Genomic DNA, 24067 nt, shown 5'->3' on the forward strand with positions numbered 1-24067 from the left:
GGCGAGGAGGCCGCCCCCGACACCGGTGACTCCGCGGAGACCTCCTGGCCGGCGGGCGCCGCCACCCTGGACGCCCTGCTGGCCGGCCGAGAGCTGGAGGCGTTCGTCCTGCTCGGCTCCGTAGCCGGAGTGTGGGGCCTGCGGGGCCAGTACGCGCAGGCCGCCCACGCGGCGTCCCTGGAGGCGCTGGCCCGTACGCGGCGTGCCCGCGGCCGGGCCGCGCTGTCCGTCGCCTGGGGCCCGTGGGCGCAGACCACCGACGCGTCCACCGCGAACCATCTGCGGCTGAGCGGACTTCCCGTGATGGACGCCGAGCCCGCCATGGCGGCCCTCGGCCGCGCCGTGGCCTGCGACGGTCCCGCCGTCGCCGTCGCCGACGTGCGCTGGGAGACCTTCGCGCCCGCCTTCGCCGGGGACCGCGGCCACGCCCTGTTCACCGGCGTCCCCGAGGCGCGCCGTGCCCTGGAGGAGGCGCGTGGCGCCCGCCGGGAGGCCGCCGGGGCCGCCGCCTCGCTGCGCACGCGGCTGTCGGCGCTGCCGGAGGGCGAACGCAGCGGCGAACTCCTCGCTCTCGTACGGGAGAAGGCCGCCCAGGTGCTGGGGCACAGTGGACCGGAGGCCATCGAACCCGACGTGCCCTTCCGTGACCTGGGCTTCGACTCCCTGGCCGGAGTGGACCTGCGCGACCGGCTCGCCGCGGGCACCGGCCTGCCGCTTCCCGCGACCCTCGTCTTCGACCAGCCGACCGCACGGGAACTGGCCGGGCATCTGGTGGCGCAGCTGCTCGGCGAGAGCGCGGCCGCACCGCAGGCCGCCCTCGTGCCCGCGGCCCAGGGCGCGGCCGACGACCCGATCGCGATCGTCGGCATGGCCTGCCGCTACCCCGGAGGCGTCCGCTCCCCGGAGGACCTGTGGCGACTGCTGGCCGAGGAGACCGACGCCGTCGGCGAGATGCCCGCCGACCGCGGCTGGGACCTCGACGCGCTCTTCGACGGCGGGCAGAGCGTCACCCGCCACGGCGGATTCCTGGACGACGCCGCCGAGTTCGACCCCGGCCTGTTCTCCGTCTCGCCGCGCGAGGCCCTGGTGATGGACCCGCAGCAGCGGCTGGTGCTGGAGTCCGCGTGGGAGGCGCTGGAGCGGGCCGGGATACCGCCGTCCGCGCTGCGCGGCAGCCAGACCGGCGTGTTCGTCGGCGGCGGCACCGGCGAGTACCGGGCGCCCGCCGAACTCGTCGGCCAGGAGTGGCAGACCGCCCAGTCGGCGAGCCTGCTCTCCGGACGCCTCGCCTACACCTTCGGCCTCAACGGGCCCACCGTGTCCGTCGACACGGCCTGCTCCTCGTCGCTGGTCGCGCTCCACCTGGCCGCCCAGGCGCTGCGCTCCGGCGAGTGCTCCATGGCGCTCGCCGGCGGCGTGACGGTCATGTCCACACCGGTCGGCTTCATCGAGTTCAGCGCCCAGGGCGCCCTCTCGCCCGACGGCCGGTGCAAGGCCTTCTCCGACGACGCCGACGGCACCGGCTGGTCCGAGGGCGTCGGCATGCTCGTCGTCGAACGCCTCTCCGACGCGCAGCGCAACGGGCACCGGGTGCTCGCCGTCGTACGGGGCAGCGCCATCAACTCCGACGGCGGCTCCAACGGCCTGACGGCGCCCAGCGGTTCGGCGCAGCAGAAGGTCATACGCCAGGCGCTGGCCAACGCGGGCCTCGCACCGTCGCAGGTGGACGCCGTCGAGGCGCACGGCACGGGCACCACGCTCGGCGACCCCATCGAGGCGCAGGCGCTCATGGCCACCTACGGCACCGGCCGGGAGACCCGACGGCCGCTGCTGCTGGGCACCGTGAAGTCCAACATCGGCCACACCCAGGCCGCTTCGGGTGTCGCGGGCGTCATCAAGATGGTCATGGCGATGCGCCACGGCGAACTGCCCCGCACCCTGCACGTGGAGACGCCCACCACGCACGTGGACTGGAGCGGCGGAGCCGTCGAGGTGCTCACCGGCCGCACCCCGTGGCCCGAGCGGCCCGAACTCGACGTACCGCGGCGCAGCGGCATCTCCTCCTTCGGCGCCAGCGGCACCAACGCCCACCTCGTCCTGGAGGAGGCGCCGCACGCCGAAGAGCCGGCGCCCGCGGTCGACCGCGTCCCCGAGGTGCTGCCGCTGCTGGTCTCCGCCCGCACACCCGCCGCACTGCGGGACCAGGCGGCCGCGTTGCTCTCCCGGCTGGAGACGGACGGCTCGACGGCGTCCGGCGGCGACGTGGCGGGCACCGGGGTCCGGCCCGTCCTCACGGACCTGGCGTTCTCCGCCGCCACGACCCGTGGCGCCTTCGAATACCGGGCGGCCGTCGTCGCGGGAGGCCACGAGAGCCTCGCCGAGGGGCTCGCCGCCGTCGCCGCCGGCGGCAGCGCGCCGCACGTGCTGCACGGCGAGGCCCTGCGCACCGGCCGCACCGCCTTCGTGTTCTCCGGGCAGGGCAGCCAGCGCCTCGGCATGGGGCAGGAGTTGTACGGGCGCTTCCCCGTCTTCGCGGACGCCCTGGACGCCGTGCTGGAGCACCTCGACCCGGGCGTGCGGGAGGTGATGTGGGGCGCCGAGCAGGAGCAGCTCAACCGCACCGGCTGGGCCCAACTCGCCCTGTTTGCCCTGGAGGTGGCGCTCTACCGCCTCCTGGAGTCCTGGGAGGTCCGCCCCGACTTCGTCGCTGGGCACTCCATCGGCGAGATCGCAGCCGCCCACGTGGCGGGCGTCCTCTCCCTGGCGGACGCCTGCACCCTGGTCTCGGCACGCGCCCGGCTGATGGAGGCGCTTCCGGCCCGGGGCGTGATGACGGCCGTCCGCGCCTGCGAGGAGGACGTGCGCGCCCGGCTCGTCGACGGGGTGTCCCTCGCCGCCGTCAACGGACCGCGCTCGGTGGTGATCGCCGGGGACGAGAAGGCCGTCGAGGAGGTCGCAGGGCACTGGGAGGCCACGCGCCTGCCCGTCTCGCACGCGTTCCACTCCGCGCACATGGACCCGATGCTGGAGGACTTCGCGGCCGTCGTGCGCGGTCTGACGTTCCACGAGCCGCGCGTCCCGCTCGTCGCCGCCGGAGCGCACGGCACCGGCGAGAAGGAGATCACCTCGCCCGGGTACTGGGTGCGGCACGTGCGGGAGACGGTCCGCTTCGCGGACGCCGTCCGCACCCTCGCGGAGCGCGGAGCCACCGCCTTCGTCGAGGTCGGCCCGGACGGCTCCCTGTGCGCGCCGGCCGCGGAGTCCGCTCCGGACGGGGCGCTGACCGTACCCGTGCTGCGCAAGGAGCGGGGCGAGGAGACGACGCTCGTCACGGCCCTGGCGCGGCTGCACACCCGCGGCGTGAGCGTCGGCTGGGAGGCCTTCTTCGAAGGGACCGGCGCCCGCGCCGTGGACCTGCCCACCTATCCCTTCCAGCACCAGCGGTTCTGGCCCGAGCACATGCCGCATCCCGGCGCCGCCACGTCCGCGCCACGGCCGGGCGCAGGCGGCAGCCACCTCGAATCCACCGACGACGCCTTCTGGGAGGCCGTCGGCAGCGAGGACTTCGGCTCCCTGGAGTCCACGCTCCAAGTCGACGGCGACTCGCTCGCGCAGGTCCTGCCCGCACTGCTGGAATGGCGCCGCCACCAGCACGACCAGGCCGTCGTCGACAGCTGGCGCCACCGCATCCACTGGAAGCCGCTACAGCAGCCGACCGGCACACCCGGCGGCCGCTGGCTCGCCGTCGTACCGCACGGCACAGGCGACGGGCGAAGCGGCGACCAGGAGTGGATCTCCGCCGCGCTCGCCGCGGCCGGCGCCGGCGGCACCAGCGTCCAGACCGTCGAAGTCCCGGCCGCCGGACGGGAGGAGCTGGCCGGAACGCTGCGCGCCGCCGCCCGCCTCCCGGGCGCCGAGACCGGCAACGGCGCCAACGGGAACGGCGCCAACGGCCACGGCGGCGCGGGGCACCGCGGCACCGTCGCGTACGACGGCGTGCTCTCCCTGCTGGCCCTGGCCCCCGGAGACGCGGACGACGCTGACGACGCTGACGACGCGGCGCCCGAGGGCACCGTGCGCACCACCGTGCTCCTCCAGGCGCTCGGCGACGCCGGCATCACCGCGCCCCTGTGGTGCGTGACCCGCGGCGCGGTGTCCGTGGCGCGGTCCGAGACCGTCGCCGCTCCCCAACAGGCCGCCGTATGGGGCCTGGGACGCGTCGCCGCGCTGGAGTACCCGGACCGCTGGGGCGGCCTGGTCGACCTGCCCGCGACTCTCGACGAGAGGAGCGCCGCCCGGCTGGCTCCCGTGCTGCGCGGAGCCGACGGCGAGAACCAGGTCGCCGTCCGCGCCGGTGCCGTCTACGGAAGGCGCCTGACCCCCGAACCCGCACCCGACCCGGAACGCATGTGGCAGCCGCACGGCACCGTGCTCATCACCGGCGGCACCGGCGCACTCGGCGGCCACGTGGCCCGCACCCTCGCCCGCGAGGGAGCCGCGCACCTGGTCCTCGCCAGCAGGCGCGGCACGGCCGCGCCCGGCGCGGAGGAGCTGCGCGACGAACTCTTGCGCGCCGGCGCCGGGGTGAGCATCGTCGCCTGCGACGTCGCCGACCGCGAGGCGCTGCGGGAAGCCCTGGCGTCCGTGCCCGCGGAGCATCCGCTCACCGGCGTCGTGCACACCGCGGGCGTCCTCGACGACGGCGTGCTGGACCGGCTCACCCCCGAGCGCTTCCAGGAGGTCTTCCGCAGCAAGGTCCGATCCGCCCTGCTGCTGGACGAGTTGACCCGCGAGGAGGACCTGTCGGCGTTCGTGCTCTTCTCCTCCGCGTCGTCCGCCGTGGGCAACCCCGGACAGGGCAACTACGCGGCGGCGAACGCCGTCCTCGACGCCCTGGCCGAGGACCGCAGGGCCAGGGGCCTGCCCGCGACGTCCATCGCGTGGGGCGCCTGGGGCGGAGGCGGCATGGCGGACGGCGCCGACGCCGCCCGCCAGGCCCGGCACGCCGGAGTCGTCACCATGGACCCCGAGTTGGCGTGCACCGCTCTGCGCCAGCTCGCCGCCGAGAGCGCGCCGACCGCGATGGTCGCCGCCGTCGACACCGCCCGCATGGCCAACGGCTCCGGGCCCGGCTCCCTGCTGCGGGACCTGCCCGGACTGCCCGGTCCGGCGCAGGCAGGGCCCGGCGGGGCGCCCGCCGAAGGCGCCCTGCGCGAGCGGGTGCTGAAGCTGCCGCCCGAGCGCCGCCAGGACGCCGTGCTCGACGTGGTCCGCTCACTGGCCGCGGAGGTCCTCGGGCAGCAGGACCTCGAAGCGGTGCGCGGCGAACGTCCCTTCCGCGACCTCGGGTTCGACTCCCTCGCCGTCGTCGAGCTGCGCAACCGGCTGGGTGCCGCCACCGGCCTGAGCCTGGCCTCGACGCTCGTCTACGACCACCCCACACCCGCCGACCTGGCCGCCCATGTCCTCGCTCAGCTCGCCCCCGGGGACGACGGGGGCGGCCAGGACGGCGGCACCGACGAGGAGGAGACACGCGTCCGTGAACTGCTGGCCGCGGTGCCGCTCGCGCGGCTGCGGGAGATCGGCGTACTGGAGCCCCTGCTCCAACTCGCCGGCGGCAACGGCGCATCCGGCACCGCCGCACAGGAGGACGGCAGCAGCTCGATCGATTCGATGGCCGTGGACGACCTGGTGCAGGCCGCACTCGAAGGTCCCCACACGTCGCAGGACTGACGGAGCAAAGCGATGAACACCCCCAGCGAAAAGGTCGTCGAGGCCCTCCGAGCCGCCCTGAAGGAGACCGAGCGCCTGCGGACGCAGAACCGGCGGCTGGTCTCCGCGGCCACCGAACCCATCGCCATCGTCGGCATGAGCTGCCGCTACCCCGGCGACGTGCTCTCCCCGGAGGACCTGTGGGAGCTGGTGGCCTCCGGCTCCGACGGAATCACCGAACTGCCCACCGACCGCGGCTGGGACGTCGACGCCCTCTACGGCAGCGGAGTCGACGAACGCGGCACCAGCCTCAGCCTCCGCGGCGGATTCCTGCGCGGCGTAGCCGACTTCGACCCGGGCCTGTTCGGCATCTCACCCCGTGAGGCGCTGACCATGGACCCGCAGCAGCGGCTGCTGCTGGAGTCCTCCTGGGAGGTCGTCGAACGCGCCGGGATCGACGCGGCGACGCTGCGCGGGTCCCGCACCGGCGTGTTCGTCGGCACCAACGGCCAGGACTACGCGCACCTGCTGATCCGCTCCGTCTCCGACGCCACCGGCGACATCGGAACCGGCATCGCCGCCAGCGCCGAATCCGGCCGCGTCGCCTACGAGTTGGGCCTGGAAGGGCCGTCCGTGACCGTCGACACGGCCTGCTCCTCGTCGCTGGTGGCGCTGCACCTCGCCGCGCAGGCGCTGCGCGGCGGCGAGTGCACCCTCGCCCTCGCCGGCGGCGTCAACGTCATGGCGACACCCGGTTCGCTGGTGGAGTTCAGCCGCCAGGGCGGCCTGGCCCGCGACGGCCGCTGCAAGGCGTTCGCCGACGGCGCCGACGGCACCGGGTGGTCCGAGGGCGTGGGCATGCTGCTGCTGGAGCGGCTCTCCGACGCGCGCCGCAACGGGCACCGGGTGCTGGCCGTCGTGCGGGGCAGCGCCGTCAACTCCGACGGCGCCTCCAACGGATTCACCGCGCCCAACGGCCGCGCACAGCAGCGCGTCATCCGGCAGGCGCTGGAGCGCGCGGGCCTCACTCCCGGCGACGTGGACGTGGTCGAGGCGCACGGCACCGGCACGCCCCTGGGCGACCCGATCGAGGCGCACAGCCTGCTGGCCGCCTACGGCGAGGACCGTGAACACCCCCTCTATCTCGGCTCGGTGAAGTCCAACATCGGGCACACGCAGGCCGCCGCGGGCGTCGCGGGCGTCATCAAGATGGTCATGGCGATGCGGCACGGCGTGCTGCCCCGCACGCTGCACGTCGACGCCCCCTCCTCACACGTCGACTGGTCCTCCGGCGCCCTGGAGCTGCTGACCGAGCAGACCGGCTGGCCCGGAACGGGAAGGGCGCGCCGGGCCGCCGTCTCCTCCTTCGGCGTCAGCGGCACCAACGCCCACGTCATCGTCGAGCAGCCGGACACCGAGCAGGCCGAGAAGGAACAGGCCCCCGCGGCGGGGGAGCAGGGCGCGGAGACCACGGGCGCGGAGACCGTACGGGCGCAGGACGCGGAGACCTCCGGCGACCCGGCGCAGGGCGGCGAGTTGGCCCCTCCGGGCGAGCAGGCCCCTCCGGGCGAGCAGGCACCGCAGCCTCCAGCGATCCTGCCGTGGGTGCTCTCCGGCAGGAGCGAGGCGGCGCTGCGCGACCAGGCCGCCGCCCTGGAGACCTGGCTGACCGACCACCCCGGTCAGCGCCCCGCCGACGTGGCGTTCTCGCTGGCCACGGCACGGACCCGCTTCGAACACCGGCTGGCCGTCGTCGCACCGGCCGCGGCCACACCTCGCGACGCACTCGCCGACTGGCTCGCCGGCGGCACCGCACCCGGCGTGCACACGGGCAGCGCGGAGTCACGCGTGCGGCCCGGCGTGCTCTTCTCCGGGCAGGGCAGCCAACGCCTCGGCATGGGACGGGAGTTGTACGGGCGCTTCCCCGTCTTCGCCGACGCCCTGGACGCCGTGCTGGAGCACCTCGATCCGGGCGTGCGGGAGGTGATGTGGGGCGCGGAGCAGGAGCGGCTCGACCGCACCGGCACCGCCCAACAGGCCCTGTTCGCCCTGGAGTTGGCCCTCTTCCGCCTCGTCGAGTCCTGGGGCGTGACCCCCGGCCACGTCGCCGGGCACTCCATCGGCGAGGTCGCCGCCGCCCACGTGGCGGGCGTCTTCTCCCTGGCGGACGCCTGCACCCTCGTCTCCGCGCGGGCCCGGCTGATGGAGGCCCTGCCGGACGGCGGCGCCATGGCCGCCGTCCAGGCCACCGAGGAGGAGGTGATGCCGCTGCTGACCGGCGCGGTGTCCCTCGCCGCCGTCAACGGGCCCTCGTCGGTGGTGGTCTCGGGCCGGGAAGAGGACGTGGAGGAGGTGCGCGTCCACTTCGCGGAACGCGGCCGGCGCACCTCACGGCTCCGCGTCTCGCACGCCTTCCACTCGCCCCTGATGGACCCGATGCTGGCGGACTTCCGGTCCGCCGTCGAAGGCATCGCCTTCACCGAGCCGTCCCTCGACGTGGTCTCGGACGTCACCGGACGCACCGCCACCGGCGCCGAACTGTGCTCGCCCGACTACTGGGTGCGCCACGTGCGGGAGCCCGTCCGCTTCGCGGACGTGCTGCGCACTCTGGGCGAGGAGGGTACGGGCGCCCTCCTGGAACTCGGGCCCGACGGCTCGCTGTCGGCGATGGCAGCCGAGTCGCTGCCGCGCGCCACCGCCGTTCCGGCGCTGCACAAGGACCGCGGCGAGGAGACGGCGCTGCTGACGGCCCTGGCCCGGCTGCACGCCGTCGGCGTCCCCGTCGACTGGACACCCGCGTTCACCGGCACCGGAGCCCGCCGTGTCGAGGTGCCCACCTACGCCTTCCAGCACCAGCGCTTCTGGCCTTCGGGCACCGTCGGCGCCGCCCCCGGCCCCGACGGCGACGGTCACCCGCTGCTGACGGCCGGCACGCCTGTCGCCGGTTCCGACGAGCTGATCCTCACCGGCAGGCTCTCCCTGGCCACCCATCCCTGGCTCGCGGAGCTGAGGGCGGGCGGCGCGGCGCGCTTCCCCGACGCCGGATTCGTGGAGCTGGTGCTGCGCGCGGCCGACGGCATCGGCTGCGACCGCATCCGTGAACTCACCGTCACCGCACCGCTGTTGCTGCCCGAAGCCGGCACCGTCGAGACACAGCTGCGGGTGGGCGAGCCCGCCGGGGACGGGCACCGCGACGTACGAGTGTTCTCCCGCCCCGCGGGAGAGCCGGAGGCCGAGTGGACCCTGCACGCCACCGGCAGCCTCACCGAGACGGACGCCGAGACCGAGACGGAGACCGACGGCGAGACCGGCACCGACGGTGTGACCGGTACCGGCACCGAGACCGGGGCCGGTACCGGCGGCGGAGCCGGGGCTTCAACCGAGCCCGCCGACGGCGGCTTCGACACCGCCGTCTGGCCGCCCAAGGGCGCGACCGTCGTCGAACTCGACGGCTTCTACGACGACTTGGGCACCGGCGGTCTCACGCGCGGACCCGTCTTCCAGGGCGTACGGGCCGCCTGGCAGCGCGGCCGGGAGGTCTTCGCCGAGGTGGCGCTGCCCGAAGAGGTGGAGGACGGCGCCGCGTTCGGCGTCCATCCGGCGCTGCTCGACTCCGCCCTGCACGCGGCGTCCCTCCTTCCCGGCGGCGGCGTCACGCCCGGCGACGAGACCGGCCTCCCCCTCACGCCCGCGGAGTGGGGAGAAGTGCGTCTCCACGCCTCCGGCGCGTCCGTGCTGCGCATCCGGCTGCGCACGGGGGAGGAGACGGCGGAGGAGCCGGGGGAGGAGTCCGTCTGCCTCGACGCGGCGGACGTCGAAGGCGTCCCCGTGCTCTCCGCCCGCTCCGTCGCGCTGCGGCCCCTCAACGTCCCCGCGCAGGACACCACCGGCACCCGGCCCGACTCCCTCTTCCACATCCGGTGGGCCGACCACGCCGCCGAGGCGGCGACCACCGCCGACCTGTCCGGCGGCACGGACGACTGGGAACTCCTCGGCGAGGACACCCTCGGCCTCGGCATACCCTCCGCGGACCCCGCGGCACAGGGCCCCGCACCCCGCGTCGCCGTCGCAGCCGTCAGCGCGGGAGTCAGCGCCGGGGGAGCGGCGGCCGAAGGCACCGGCGGCGTCGCCGACTCCGCACACCGCCTCACCGCCGACGTGCTCGAACTCCTCCAGGACCGGCTGACCGACCCCCGATACGCCCGCTCCCGGCTGCTGTTCGTCACCCGCGGCGCCGTCGCCGCCGACGGCGAGCCGGTGACCGACCCGGCCGCCGCCGCGGTATGGGGACTCGTGCGCTCCGCCCAGTCGGAGAACCCCGGGCGCTTCCTCCTCGCCGACCTCGACGACACCCCCGAGTCCGCCGCCGTCCTGCCCGGCCTCCCGGCTCTGCTGGACGAAGGGGAGACTCAGGCGGTCGTACGCGAGGGACGCGTACGCGTCGCCCGGCTCGCACCCGCCCCCCGCCCCCCGGCGGACGAGGGTCCCGCCGCGCCACCGCTGTGGCGCGACGCCGGAACCGTGCTCGTGACAGGCGGTACGGGCGGCCTGGGCACCCTGGTGGCACGCCACCTGGCGTCCGAACACGACGTCCGGGACCTGCTGCTGGTCTCGCGCCGCGGCCAGGAGGCCGCGGGCGCCGCGCAGTTGGCGGCCGAACTGACGGAGCTGGGAGCGCACGTCGAGGTCGCCGCCTGCGACGTGGGCGACAGGGACGACCTCGCCGCACTGCTCGCCCGGCACACGGTCGGTGCCGTGGTGCATGCGGCGGGTGTGCTGGATGACGGTGTGATCGGGTCGTTGACGCCGGAGCGTGTGGGTGCGGTGCTGCGTCCGAAGGTGGACGGTGCGTGGAACCTGCATGAACTGACCCGTGATCAGGGCCTGTCGGCGTTCGTGGTGTTCTCGTCGGTCTCGGGTGTCGTGGGGGCGGCGGGTCAGGGTGGTTATGCGGCGGGGAACGCGTTCCTGGACGCGTTGGCTGCGTATCGCCGTGATGCGGGGCTGGCGGGGCTGTCGCTGGCCTGGGGCGCGTGGGCGCCGGACGCCTCGGGCATGACCAGCGCCCTCGACGAGGCGAGCCTGCGCCGCATGACCTCCGCCGGCGCCCCGCTGCTCACCGCCGAACAGGGCCTCGCGCTCTTCGACGCCGCCACCTCACGCTCCGGCGAGCCGCACCTCGTGCCGCTCGCCCCGGGCGCCGGAGCACCCGGTGCCGCAGCCCCGGGTGCCGCCGCCGCGCCCGAGGACGTCCCCGCGATCTTCCGCGGCCTGATCCGGCCCGGCCGCCGACGGGCCGCGAGCGGCCGCGGCGCCACGGCCACGGGCACCGCCGCACGGCTTTCCGATCTGCCCGAGAGCGACCGGCTGCGCCACCTCCTCGACGTGGTGCGCGGCGAAGCCGCCCGCGTCCTCGGCCACGACTCGCCCGAACCGATAGGCACCGAAAGGGAGTTCCGCCAGCTCGGCTTCGACTCGCTGACGGCCGTCGAACTGCGCAACCAGCTGGAGAAGGCCACCGGCCTCAGCCTGTCCGCCACGCTCGTCTTCGACTACCCGACGCCGCACGTACTGGCCGCACACCTCCTCGCCGAACTGCTCGGCACCGGCGAGGAGGAGAACGCGCCCGCACAAGCCGCCCCGGTGACCGAGGAGCCCCTCGCGATCGTCGGCATGTCCTGCCGCTTCCCCGGCGGCGTCACCTCACCCGAGGAACTGTGGCGGCTGCTGGCCGACGGCGGCGACGCCATCTCGCCCTTCCCCACCGACCGCGGCTGGCAGGAGAGCGCCCTGGTGGGCGACGGCACCGCCGAGGGCGGATTCCTGCGCGGCGCCGCCCAGTTCGACCCCGGCTTCTTCGGCATCTCACCGCGCGAGGCCCTGGCGATGGACCCGCAGCAGCGGCACCTGCTGGAGGTCTCCTGGGAGGCCGTCGAACGTGCGGGCCTGAGCGCCGACCGGCTGCGCGGCTCCCGCACCGGCGTGTTCGTCGGCACCAACGGCCAGGACTACACGCACCTCGTGCTGCGTTCCGGCGGCGACATCGAGGGCCACGCAAGCACCGGCCTCGCCGCAGCCGTGATCTCCGGACGCCTCTCCTACACCTTCGGCTTCGAAGGCCCGGCACTGACCGTCGACACCGCCTGCTCCTCGTCGCTGGTGGCCCTGCACCTGGCCGGGCAGTCCCTGAACCGCGGCGAGTGCTCCCTCGCCCTCGTCGGCGGCGTCACCGTGATGTCCACGCCGATGAACTTCGCCGGCTTCAACGCCCAGGGCGGCCTGGCACCCGACGGGCGCTGCCGCGCCTTCTCCGACGACGCCGACGGCACCGGCTGGTCCGAGGGCGTCGGCGTGCTCGTCGTAGAACGCCTCTCGGACGCCCGCCGCAACGGCCACCGGGTGCTCGCGGTCGTACGGGGCAGCGCCGTCAACCAGGACGGCGCCTCCAACGGCCTGACCGCGCCCAACGGACCCTCCCAGCAGCGCGTCATCCGAGCCGCCCTGGCCGACGCCGAGCTGCGGCCCGCCGACGTGGACGCCGTCGAGGCCCATGGCACGGGCACGACTCTCGGCGACCCCATCGAGGCACAGGCCCTGCTGGCCACCTACGGCAAGGACCGCGAACACCCCCTGCTCGTCGGCACCGTCAAGTCGAACCTCGGCCACACCCAGGCCGCCGCCGGCATCGCCGGCGTCATCAAGACCGTCCTCGCACTCGCCCACCCCGAACTCCCCAAGACCCTGCACGTGACCGCGCCCTCCTCGCACGTCGACTGGTCGCCGGGCACCGTCGAACTGCTCACCGAAGCGGCACCCTGGCCCGACGCCGGACGACCCCGGCGCGCCGGGGTCTCCTCCTTCGGCCTCAGCGGCACCAACGCCCACGTGATCCTCGAACAGGCCCCGGAGCCGGACCCGGTGAGCGATCCCGAGGAGACCCGGGCCGTCCGCCCCACCGTGGTGCCGTGGCCCGTCTCCGCCAAGTCCGACGCCGCCCTCGACGCCCAGGTGGCACGCCTGCACGTCCACACCGAGGGCGAAGACGCCCCCGCGCCCGCGCACATCGGGCACTCGCTGGCCGCCTCCCGCGCCCTCTTCGACCACCGTGCGGTGCTGCTGGCGGGGGAGGACGGTCTCACCGAGGCGGCCCGCGGCGTGGCGTCCGAGCGCTCGCTGGGGGTGCTCTTCTCGGGTCAGGGCAGTCAACGGCTTGGTATGGGGCGGGAGTTGTACGGCCGGTTCCCGGTCTTCGCCGAAGCCTTCGATGCCGCCTTGGCGCACCTGGATCCGGGTCTGCGGGATGTGGTCTGGGGCGAGGATGCGGAGGCGCTGAACCGTACGGGGTGGGCGCAGCCTGCGCTGTTCGCGCTGGAGGTGGCGCTGTTCCGGCTGGCGGAGTCCTGGGGCCTTCGGCCCGACTACCTTGTCGGGCACTCCATCGGCGAGATCACGGCCGCCCATGTCGCCGGGGTGTTGTCCCTTCCCGATGCGTGCACGCTGGTCTCGGCCCGTGCCCGGCTGATGGAGGCGCTGCCCGAGGGCGGCGCGATGGTGGCGGTGCAGGCCTCCGAGGACGAGGTGGCGCCGCTGCTGGAGGACGGGGTGGCGGTCGCCGCGGTCAACGGACCCGCGTCCGTCGTCCTGTCCGGCGCGGCGGAGGACGTGGAGAGTGTCGCGGCCCGTCTGCGGGCCGAGGGGCGCAGGACGTCCCGGCTGGATGTCTCGCATGCCTTCCACTCCGCGCTGATGGACCCCATGCTCGCTGAATTCGGCGCCACCGTCGGCGAGTTGACCTTCCACCCCGCCTCGCTGCCTCTCGTCTCCAACCTCACCGGGGACCTCGCGGGCGAGGAGATCAGCACACCCGGCTACTGGGTGCGGCACGTGCGGGAGACCGTCCGCTTCGCCGACGGAGTCACCGCGCTCGGCGAACGCGGCGTGAACGCCTTCCTCGAACTCGGCCCGGACGGCGTGCTCTGCGCCGCCGCACAGGAGTCGCTGCCCGAGCGCACCCCCGTCGTTCCGGTACTGCGCAGGGACCGCGGCGAGGAGACGGCACTGCTGACGGCCCTGGCCCGGCTGCACGTCGCCGGTGTGCCCGTCGACTGGACGCCCGCGTTCGCCGGCACCGGCGCCCGCGTCGTCGACCTGCCCACCTACCCCTTCCAGCACCAGCGGTACTGGCCGGAGACGCACGCCTCCCAGGCCCCCTCCCAGGACCCGGTGGACGCCGCCTTCTGGCAGGCCGTCGAACGTGAGGACCTCGAATCCCTCGCCGCCACACTGGAGTTGGACGACGAGACGGTCTCGACCGTGGCGCCCGCCCTCTCCGCCTGGCGCGACCGCAGCCGTACGCAGGCCACCGTCGGCTCCCTGCTCTACCGCGAGACATGGCAGCCCCTGACCGGCAACAACCCCCCGCCCCAGGCCCCCGGACGCTGGCTGGCGGTGCTGCCCGTCGGACTCGACGGCGACGAGTGGGTCTCCGAAGTGCTCACCGCCCTCGGCCCGGACGTGACGCGGATCGAAGTCATGGGCGACCGCGACCGCATGGCCGCCCAGCTCGACGCCGTCGCCGACGCCGGGTTCACCGGCGTGCTCTCCCTGCTGGGACTGGTCGAAGCCCCCGATCCGCTGGCCGCACCCGCCCCCGCCGGACTCGCCTGGACCCTCGGCCTCGTACAGGCCCTCGGCGACACCGGCATCACCGCCCCGCTGTGGGCCGTCACCCGCGGCGCCGTCTCCACCGGACGCGGCGACCCGGTGGAAAGCCCCTGGCAGGCCGGCGTCTGGGGACTCGGCCGCGTGGCCGCGCTGGAACACCCCGAACGCTGGGGCGGCCTGGTCGACCTGCCCGAGGTGCTGGACGAGCGCGTGACCCGGCGCCTGACGTCCGCGCTCACCGACCGCTCCGGCGAGGACCAGATCGCCGTACGGGCCTCCGGCCTCTTCGGCCGGCGCCTCACGCCCGCACCCCGCGGCACGGCCCCCGCCGAACGGCCCCTGACCGGAACCGTGCTGATCACCGGCGGCACCGGTGCGCTCGGCGCCCACGTCGCCCGCGACCTCGCACGCAACGGAGCCGAACGGCTGCTGCTCCTCAGCCGCCGCGGCCCCGACGCACCCGGAGCCGCCGAACTCCAGGAGGAACTCGCCCGGTTCGGCACCGACGTCAGCATCCAGGCCTGCGATGTCGCCGACCGCGACAGCCTCACCGACGTCCTCACCGCCGTCCCCGACGACCAGCCCGTGACCGGCGTGGTGCACACCGCCGGCGTGCTCGACGACGGCGTGCTCGACGGGCTCTCCCCGGAGCAGTTCACCGAGGTGTTCCAGTCGAAGGTCGTCTCGGCCATGCTCCTCGACGAACTGACGCGCAAGAAGGACCTGTCCTTCTTCGTGCTGTTCTCCTCCGTGGCCGGTTCCGTCGGCAACCCCGGGCAGGCCAACTACGCCGCCGCGAACGCCGTTCTCGACGCCGTCGCCCACACCCGCCGCGCCCAGGGCCTGCCCGCGACATCCATCGCGTGGGGCGCCTGGTCCGGCGCCGGCATGGCGGGCGACTCCCGCGCCGGCGACGCCATCCGGCGCAGCGGCGCCACGACGCTCGACCCCGAACTGGCCGTCTCCGCCCTGTGGCAGCTGACCGCCGAGGCCGCCGCCACCGCCGTCGCGGCCGACCTGCGGCAGCCCGCCATGCTCAACGCCCTGCTCAGCCTGCGTCCCGCCCCGCTGCTGTCCGCACTGCCCGAAGCCCGCAGGGTCATCGACGAGGTGGAGACCGCCCGCAGGGAAGCCGAGTCCGCCGCCTCGGACTTCCACCGGACCCTGCGCGCCCTCCCCGAGGACGCCCGCTTCGAACCCGTACTGGACCTGGTACGCACCCAGGCCGCCGCCGTGCTCGGCCACACCGGCAAGGAAGCCGTCAGCCCCGACAAGGCCTTCCGCGACCTGGGAGTCGACTCGCTCACCGCGATGGAGCTGCGCAACCAACTCGCCGCCGTCACCGGGCTCCTCCTGCCCGCCGGCCTCGTCTTCGACTACCCCACCTCGACAGCCCTCGCCGAACACCTCCTCTCCGAACTCGTCGGCACCACCGGCGAGTCCGCGCCGCAGGACTCCACCGCCCCCGCGGCCTGGACCGGCGACGACGCCATCGCCGTCGTGGCCACCGCCTGCCGCTTCCCCGGCGGCGTCACCTCGCCGGAGGACCTGTGGCGGCTGCTGCTCGAAGAGCGCGACGCCATCGGGGAGTTCCCCACCGACCGCGGCTGGGAAATGGACCAGCTCGACAGCGACACCGTGCGCGGCGGCTTCCTGGAGGACGTGGCCGACTTCGACGCCGGGTTCTTCGGGATCTCGCCGCGTGAGGCGCTGGCGATGGACCCGCAGCAGCGGCTGCTGCTGGAGACGTCCTGGGAGGCGATCGAACGGGCCGGCATCGACCCGGTGTCGCTGCGCGGCTCGCGCACCGGCGCCTTCGTCGGCACCAACGGACAGGACTACCAGCACGTCGTCATGGCCGCGCGCGACGACCTGGAGGGCCACGCCGGAACAGGGCTCGCCGCGAGCGTCATCTCCGGCCGCCTCTCCTACACCCTCGGCCTCGAAGGTCCCGCGGCCACGGTGGACACCGCCTGCTCGTCCGCACTGGTCGCGCTGCACTGGGCGGCGCAGGCCCTCCGTCAGGGCGAGTGCGACATGGCGCTCGCCGGAGGCGCAACCGTGATGTCCACCCCCACCAGCTTCTCCGGCTTCTCCCGGCAGGGCGGTCTTGCGGCGGACGGCCGGTGCAAGGCGTTCGCGGACGGTGCGGACGGTACGGCCTGGTCCGAGGGCGTGGGCATGCTGGTGCTGGAGCGGCTCTCGGACGCGGAGCGTCTCGGCCACCCGGTGCTGGCGGTGGTACGGGGCAGTGCCGTCAACCAGGACGGCGCGTCCAACGGGCTGACCGCCCCCAACGGTCCGTCCCAACAGCGGGTCATCCGGCAGGCGTTGGCGAGTGCGGGGTTGTCGGCGTCGGATGTGGATGCGGTGGAGGCCCATGGCACCGGCACGACGCTGGGCGATCCGATCGAGGCGCAGGCGCTGCTGTCGACGTACGGGCAGGATCGGGATGCCGAACGGCCGTTGTTGTTGGGGTCGGTGAAGTCGAATCTGGGTCATACGCAGGCCGCTGCGGGCGCCGCGGGTCTGATCAAGATGGTCGAGGCGCTGCGCCACGGCGAGTTGCCCCGCACGTTGCACGTCGACTCCCCGTCCTCGCACGTCCATTGGGACGCCGGCGCGGTCGAACTGCTCACGGAGCGGATGCCGTGGCCGGAGGTGGAGCGTGCACGGCGTGCGGCCGTCTCCTCATTCGGGATCAGCGGCACCAACGCCCACGTGATCCTGGAGCAGCCCTCCGAGGTCGCCGAACCGGAGAAGCCGGCATCGGTGTCGGTCACGCCCGCCGTGGTGCCGGTGCTGGCATCGGCGAAGTCGGCGGATGCACTTGACGAGCAGGTCGAGCGGCTGCGGGAACGGGCTGCCCAGGAGCCGCGGCTGGACGTGGGCTTCTCGTCGGTGGTCTCCCGGTCGGTGTTCGAGCATCGTGCGGTGCTCCTGGCCGACGAGGACGGGGTGGCCGAGGCGGCTCGCGGTGTGAGCATGTCCGATCCGGGTCCGCTGGCAGTGGTCTTCTCCGGTCAGGGCAGTCAACGCCTCGGTATGGGGCGGGAGTTGTACGGCCGGTTCCCCGTCTTCGCCGAGGCCTTCGACGCCGTCCTGGCGCACCTGGATCCGGGTCTGCGGGATGTGGTCTGGGGTGAGGATGCGGAGGCGCTGAATCGGACCGGTTGGGCGCAGCCTGCCCTGTTCGCCCTGGAGGTGGCGCTGTTCCGCCTGGCCGAATCCTGGGGCATCCAGCCCGACTACCTCGCCGGGCACTCCATCGGCGAGGTCACGGCCGCACATGTCGCCGGGGTCCTCTCCCTCCCCGACGCGTGCACGCTGGTCTCGGCCCGCGCCCGGTTGATGGAGGCCCTGCCGCCCGGTGGCGCGATGGCCGCGTTGCGGGCGTCGGAGGACGAGGTCACGCCGTTCCTCGACGAGGAGGTGTCGCTGGCGGCGGTCAACGGGCCGTCCTCGGTGGTGGTTTCAGGTGAGGAGCGGGCCGTCGCACGGGTGGCGGAGCAGTTCGGGAAGGCGACGTGGCTGCACGTCTCGCACGCGTTCCATTCGCCGTTGATGGACCCGATGCTGGAGGACTTCCGTACCACCGTCGAGGGCCTGGACTTCGACGAGCCGCGCATCCCCGTGGTCTCGAACCTCACGGGCCGTGTGGCCACGGGCGATGAGCTGCGCTCGCCGGAGTGCTGGGTGCGGCACGTGCGGGAGACCGTGCGTTTCGCCGACGGCGTCCGCACCCTCGAAGCCGAAGGCGCCACCGGGCTCCTGGAGTTGGGCCCCGACGGAGTGCTCGCCGCGATGGCCGCCGAGTCCCTCACCGGCGCCGTGCCCACGGTCGCGGCCCTGCGCAAGGACCGCCCGGAGGAGATCGCCGCCGCGCAGGCACTCGCCCGCCTGCACGTGGCCGGTCACCGGGTGGAGTGGCGTGAGTGGTTCGCCGGGACCGGCGCCCGCCGCACCTCGCTGCCCACCTACGCCTTCGACCGCGAGCGCTACTGGCCCGCGGTGCGCGGCAAGGGACGCAGCGGCGACGTGCCCGGGCTGGGGCTGTCGCCCGCCGAACACCCGCTGTTGGGCGCCGCGTTGAAGACCGCCGGCTCCGACGAGGCGATGCTGACCGGACGGCTGTCCCTCTCGACCCACCCCTGGCTCGCGGACCACGTCGTCGGGGGCACGGTCCTCTTCCCCGGCACCGCCTTCCTCGAACTGGCCGTCCGTGCGGGCGACTTCACGGGATGCGACCGGGTGGAGAGCCTCACCCTCACCGCGCCGCTCGTCCTCGCCGAACGGGAAGCCGTCGACATTCAGGTCCGCGTCGGCGCCCCCGGCGAGCAGGACCGCCGCTCCGTAAGCGTCCACTCCCGTCCCGCTGGCACGCCGGAGGGGGAGTGGACGGCACATGCCGAAGGCACCCTGAGCAACGGCACCCGGCCGGCCGGGGAACCCTGCGCGCAGTGGCCGCCGGACGGCGCCGAGCAGGTCGAACTGGACGGCTACTACGCCCGGCTGGCGGAGAACGGCGGGCTCGCCTACGGCCCCCTCTTCCAGGGCCTGCACGCTGCGTGGCGCCGGGACGGCGACGTCTTCGTGGAAGCGTCACTGCCCGAAGAGGCCGAGGACGCCGCCGAGTTCGGCTTGCACCCCGCGCTGCTCGACGCCGCCCTGCACGCCATCGGGCTCGTCGACGACGCGGGCGAGGGCCTGCCCTTCGAGTGGAGCGGCGTGTCCCTGCACGCCGCCGGGGCGTCGCTGCTGCGCGCCAGGCTGACGCGCACCGGTACCGGAACCGTCGGCGTCACCGGCTACGACGCCGAAGGGCGCCCGGTCGTCTCCGTGGAGTCGCTGGCGGTGCGCAAGCCCGCCGCCGCCCAAGTGGCCCCGTCCGCCGCCGACTTCACCCGCGACTCGCTCTTCCGCATCGCCTGGCTGCCCGCGACCCAGGAGGCCGCCCCGACCGAGGGCGCCGCAACCGAGGGCGCCGGCCCGTCCCTGGCAATCCTCACGACGGACACCCTCGCCGCGCTGGCCGAAGACGGCACCGCACCGCCCGAGGCCGTCGTCGTCCCCGTAGGCGGCGGCGACAACGGGCCCGAGGCGGTGCACACCGAGACATCCCGCGTGCTGAAACTCCTCCAGGAAGCCCTGGACGACGCCCGACTGGCCCGCACCCGGCTGGTGTTCACCACCCGCGGCGCCGTCGCCACCGGCGGCGAGCCCATCACGGACCTGGCGGCCGCTGCCGTGTGGGGACTCCTGCGCACAGCGCAGGCCGAGAACCCCGGCCGCTTCCTGCTGGTGGACCTGGACGCCGAAGCGGAGGTCACCCCCGAACTGCTCGCCACCGACGAGCAGCAACTCGCCGTGCGCGACGGCGCCGTGTACGCGGCCCGGCTCACCCGTCTCTCCTCCGGGCCCTCCCTCGTGCCGCCGGCCGGCGTCCCCTGGCGGCTGGACACCGCGGGCAAGGGCAGCCTCGACGACCTGACCCTGGCACCTTGCCCGGAGGTCCTCGAACCGCTCACCGGCCGCCAGGTCCGCGTCGACGTGCACGCCGCCGGCCTCAACTTCCGTGACGTACTGAACGCGTTGGGCATGTACCCGGGCGAAGCCGGGCTGTTCGGCGCCGAAGCCGCCGGCGTCGTCACCGAGACCGGTCCCGAGGCGACCGCGCTGCGCCCCGGCGACCGCGTCACCGGCATGCTCTTCGGCGGCATGGGCCCCGTCGGCGTCGTCGACGAACGCCATCTCGTGCGCATACCCGGCGACTGGTCGTGGGAGGACGCGGCCTCCGTACCGCTGGTCTTCCTCACCGCCCACTACGCGCTGGTGGACCTCGCCTCGGTACGACCCGGCGAGAAGGTCCTCATCCACGCCGCGAGCGGCGGCGTCGGCATGGCCGCCGTCCAGCTCGCCCGCCACCTCGGCGCGGAGGTCTTCGCCACCGCGAGCGAGAGCAAGTGGCAGACCGTGCGCGACCTGGGCGTCCCCGAGGACCACATCGCCTCCTCCCGCACCACCGGCTTCGAGGAAGCCTTCCGCGACGTAGCGGGAGAAGGCGGCATCGACGTCGTACTCAACGCGCTGACCGGCGAGTTCGTCGACGCGTCCCTGCGCCTGCTGCGCCCGGGCGGCCGCTTCCTCGAAATGGGCAAGACCGACGTGCGCGACCCCGGCGACCTGCCCGACGTGCACTACCGCGCCTTCGACCTGGGCACGGTCGGCCCCGACGACATCCAGCGGATGCTCGGCCAGGTCCTCGGCCTCATCGACGAGGGAGCCCTGCGGCTGCTGCCCGTCACCGCCTGGGACGTACGGCGCGCCCGCGAGGCGTTCCAGCACATGAGCCGCGCCCAGCACGTCGGCAAGATCGTCCTCACCACGCCGCGATCGCTCGACGGCGACGGAACCGTGCTCGTGACAGGCGGCACGGGCGGACTTGGCGCACTGATGGCGCGGCACCTGGTCACGTCGCGTGGTGTGCGCCGCCTGCTGCTGACGTCACGTACCGGACTGTCGGCCCCGGGCGCCGAGGAACTGCGGGACGAACTGCTGTCGTCGGGCGCCGTCGACGTGTCCGTGGTCGCCTGCGACGTGGCGGACCGCGAATCGCTGGCGGACCTGCTGGCGGACGTGCCGGAGGAACATCCGCTGTCCGCCGTGGTACATGCGGCGGGTGTGCTGGATGACGGTGTGATCGGGTCGTTGACGCCGGAGCGTGTGGGTGCGGTGCTGCGTCCGAAGGTGGACGGTGCGTGGAACCTGCATGAACTGACCCGTGATCAGGGTCTGTCGGCGTTCGTGGTGTTCTCGTCGGTCTCGGGTGTCGTGGGCGCGGCGGGTCAGGGTGGTTATGCGGCGGGGAACGCGTTCCTGGATGCGTTGGCTGCGTATCGCCGTGATGCGGGGCTGGCGGGGCTGTCGCTGGCCTGGGGTGCCTGGGCGCCGGACGCCTCGGGCATGACCAGCACCCTCGACGGCGCCGCGCTGCAACGCCTCGAACGCTCCAACATGCCGCCCCTCGACGTCGAACAGGGCCTCGCGCTCTTCGACGCCGCCACCGGCGTGGACGAACCCCTGGTGGTGCCCGCCCGCATCCGCACCGGCACCATGACCGGCCCGGCGGCGGGCTTCGTGCCCCCGATACTGCGCTCCCTGCTGCGGCCCGGCCGCCGCAGCGCAGCAGGCGGACCCCGACCGGACGTCGGCGACCTCCGTTCGGCACGCCCGGCGGAACGCGAACGGCACCTGCTGGAACTGGTCCGCGGCGAAGTCGCCAAGGTACTCGGCCACACGGGGCCCGAATCGGTCGACGCCGAACGGGAGTTCCGCCAGCTCGGCTTCGACTCCCTGACCGCCGTCGAACTGCGCAACCGTGTCGGCTCGGCGACCGGACTGATGCTTCCGGCCACGCTCGTCTTCGACTACCCGACGCCGCGGCTCCTCTCCCGGCACCTGGTCGGCGAACTCTTCGGCGAGGAGAGCCCCGAGGACACCGCGGACGCCGCCGCACTCCCGGACTCACGCGTCACCGACGACCCGGTGGCCGTCGTCGGCATGTCCTGCCGGTTCCCCGGCGGCATCGCCACGCCGGAGGACCTGTGGCGGCTGCTGCTCGAAGAGCGCGACGCCATCGGGGAGTTCCCCACCGACCGCGGCTGGGATCTGGAGAGCCTGCTCGGAGACGGACCCGCCAACAGCATCACCGCGGAAGGCGGCTTCCTGAAGGACGTGGCCGATTTCGACGCGGGCTTCTTCGGGATCTCCCCGCGTGAAGCGGTGGCGATGGACCCGCAGCAGCGGCTGCTGCTGGAGACGTCCTGGGAGGCGATCGAACGGGCCGGAATCGACCCGGTGTCGCTGCGCGGCTCGCGCACCGGCGCCTTCGTCGGCGCCAGCGGACAGGACTACGCGCACCTCGTCCTCGCCTCCCAGCAGAGCATGGAGGGCTACTCGGGAACCGGCACCTCCGCGAGCGTCATCTCCGGTCGCCTCTCCTACACCCTCGGCCTCGAAGGCCCGGCCATGACGGTCGACTCGGCGTGCTCCTCCGCGCTCGTCTCAATGCACCTGGCGGCGCAGGCACTTCGCGAGGGCGAATGCTCCCTGGCCCTCGCGGGCGGCGTCCAACTCATGGCCACACCGGGCGCGTTCATGGAATTCACCCGGCAGGGCGGTCTTGCGGCGGACGGCCGGTGCAAGGCGTTCGCGGACGGTGCGGACGGTACGGCCTGGTCCGAGGGCGTGGGCGTGCTGGTGCTGGAGCGGCTCTCGGACGCGGAGCGTCTCGGCCACCCGGTGCTGGCGGTGGTACGGGGCAGTGCCGTCAACCAGGACGGTGCGTCCAACGGGCTGACCGCCCCCAACGGTCCGTCCCAACAGCGGGTGATCCGGCAGGCGTTGGCGAGTGCGGGGTTGTCGGCGTCGGATGTGGATGCGGTGGAGGCCCATGGCACGGGTACGACGCTGGGCGATCCGATCGAGGCGCAGGCGCTGCTGTCGACGTACGGGCAGGATCGGGATGCCGAACGGCCGTTGTTGTTGGGGTCGGTGAAGTCGAATCTGGGTCATACGCAGGCCGCTGCGGGTGCCGCAGGTGTGATCAAGATGGTCGAGGCCCTGCGTCACGGCGAGCTTCCGCGGACGTTGCACGTCGACGCTCCGTCCTCGCATGTGGAGTGGGATGCGGGCGCGGTGGAGCTGCTGACGCGGCACACAGCGTGGCCGGAGGTGGGGCGTGCACGTCGTGCCGGTGTCTCCTCGTTCGGGATCAGCGGCACCAACGCCCACGTGATCCTGGAGCAGCCCGCTGAGGTCGCTGAACCGGAGAAGCCGGAATCGGTGTCGGTCTCGCCTGGTGTGGTGCCGGTGTTGGTGTCGGCGAAGTCGGCGGGTGCGCTGGATGGGCAGGTAGAGGCGTTGAGCGCCTGCGCCCGGGAGCGTTCGCCGTTGGATGTGGGTTTCTCGTCGGTGGTCTCCCGGTCGGTGTTCGAGCATCGTGCGGTGCTGCTGGCCGACGAGGACGGGCTGACCGAGGCCGCTCGCGGCGCTGCGGCTCAGGACCCGGGTCCGCTGGCGGTCGTCTTCTCGGGTCAGGGGAGTCAACGGCTCGGTATGGGGCGAGAGTTGTACGGTCGCTTCCCGGTCTTCGCCGAAGCCTTCGATGCCGCCTTGGCGCACTTGGATCCGGGTCTGCGGGATGTGGTCTGGGGCGAGGACGAAGGAGCGCTGAACCGAACCGGGTGGGCTCAGCCTGCGCTGTTCGCCCTGGAAGTGGCGCTGTTCCGCCTGGCCGAGTCCTGGGGCCTTCGGCCCGACTACCTGGCCGGGCACTCCATTGGTGAGATCGCGGCCGCTCATGTTGCCGGGGTGTTCTCGCTTGAGGACGCGTGTGCGTTGGTGTCGGCGCGGGCGCGGTTGATGGAGGCGTTGCCGGAGGGCGGTGCGATGGCCGCCATCGAGACATCCGAGGAAGAGGTCACCCCGTTCCTGACTGAAGAGGTATCCCTGGGTGCGGTCAATGGGCCGTCGTCGGTGGTGGTCTCCGGTGTGGAGAGTGCGGTGGGGGCTGTGGTGGAGCGGTTTGTGGGGGAGGGGCGGAAGACTAGGCGTTTGCTGGTCAGCCATGCCTTTCACTCGTCGTTGATGGATCCGATGCTGGAGGACTTCCGCGAGGCTGTGGCCGGTC

Annotated in this window: 2 protein-coding genes (1 of these 2 cut by a window edge); both read left to right on the plus strand. The window is 73.9% G+C overall.

Features of this window, described 5'->3' with window-relative positions:
• Window positions 1-5733, plus strand: the final stretch of a protein-coding gene (locus HCC61_RS28770) for a type I polyketide synthase (protein ID WP_169140556.1). Its footprint begins 23055 nt before the window's first position; only the last 5733 of its 28788 coding nucleotides appear in the window; its start codon lies off the left edge, out of view; its stop codon occupies window positions 5731-5733.
• Between the two features lie 12 nt (window positions 5734-5745).
• On the plus strand, window positions 5746-24067 hold an 18322-nt coding region (locus HCC61_RS28775; protein ID WP_169140566.1), incomplete at its 3' end, for a type I polyketide synthase.

The sequence above is a fragment of the Streptomyces sp. HNM0575 genome (assembly GCF_012726265.1).
Classification (GTDB): domain Bacteria; phylum Actinomycetota; class Actinomycetes; order Streptomycetales; family Streptomycetaceae; genus Streptomyces.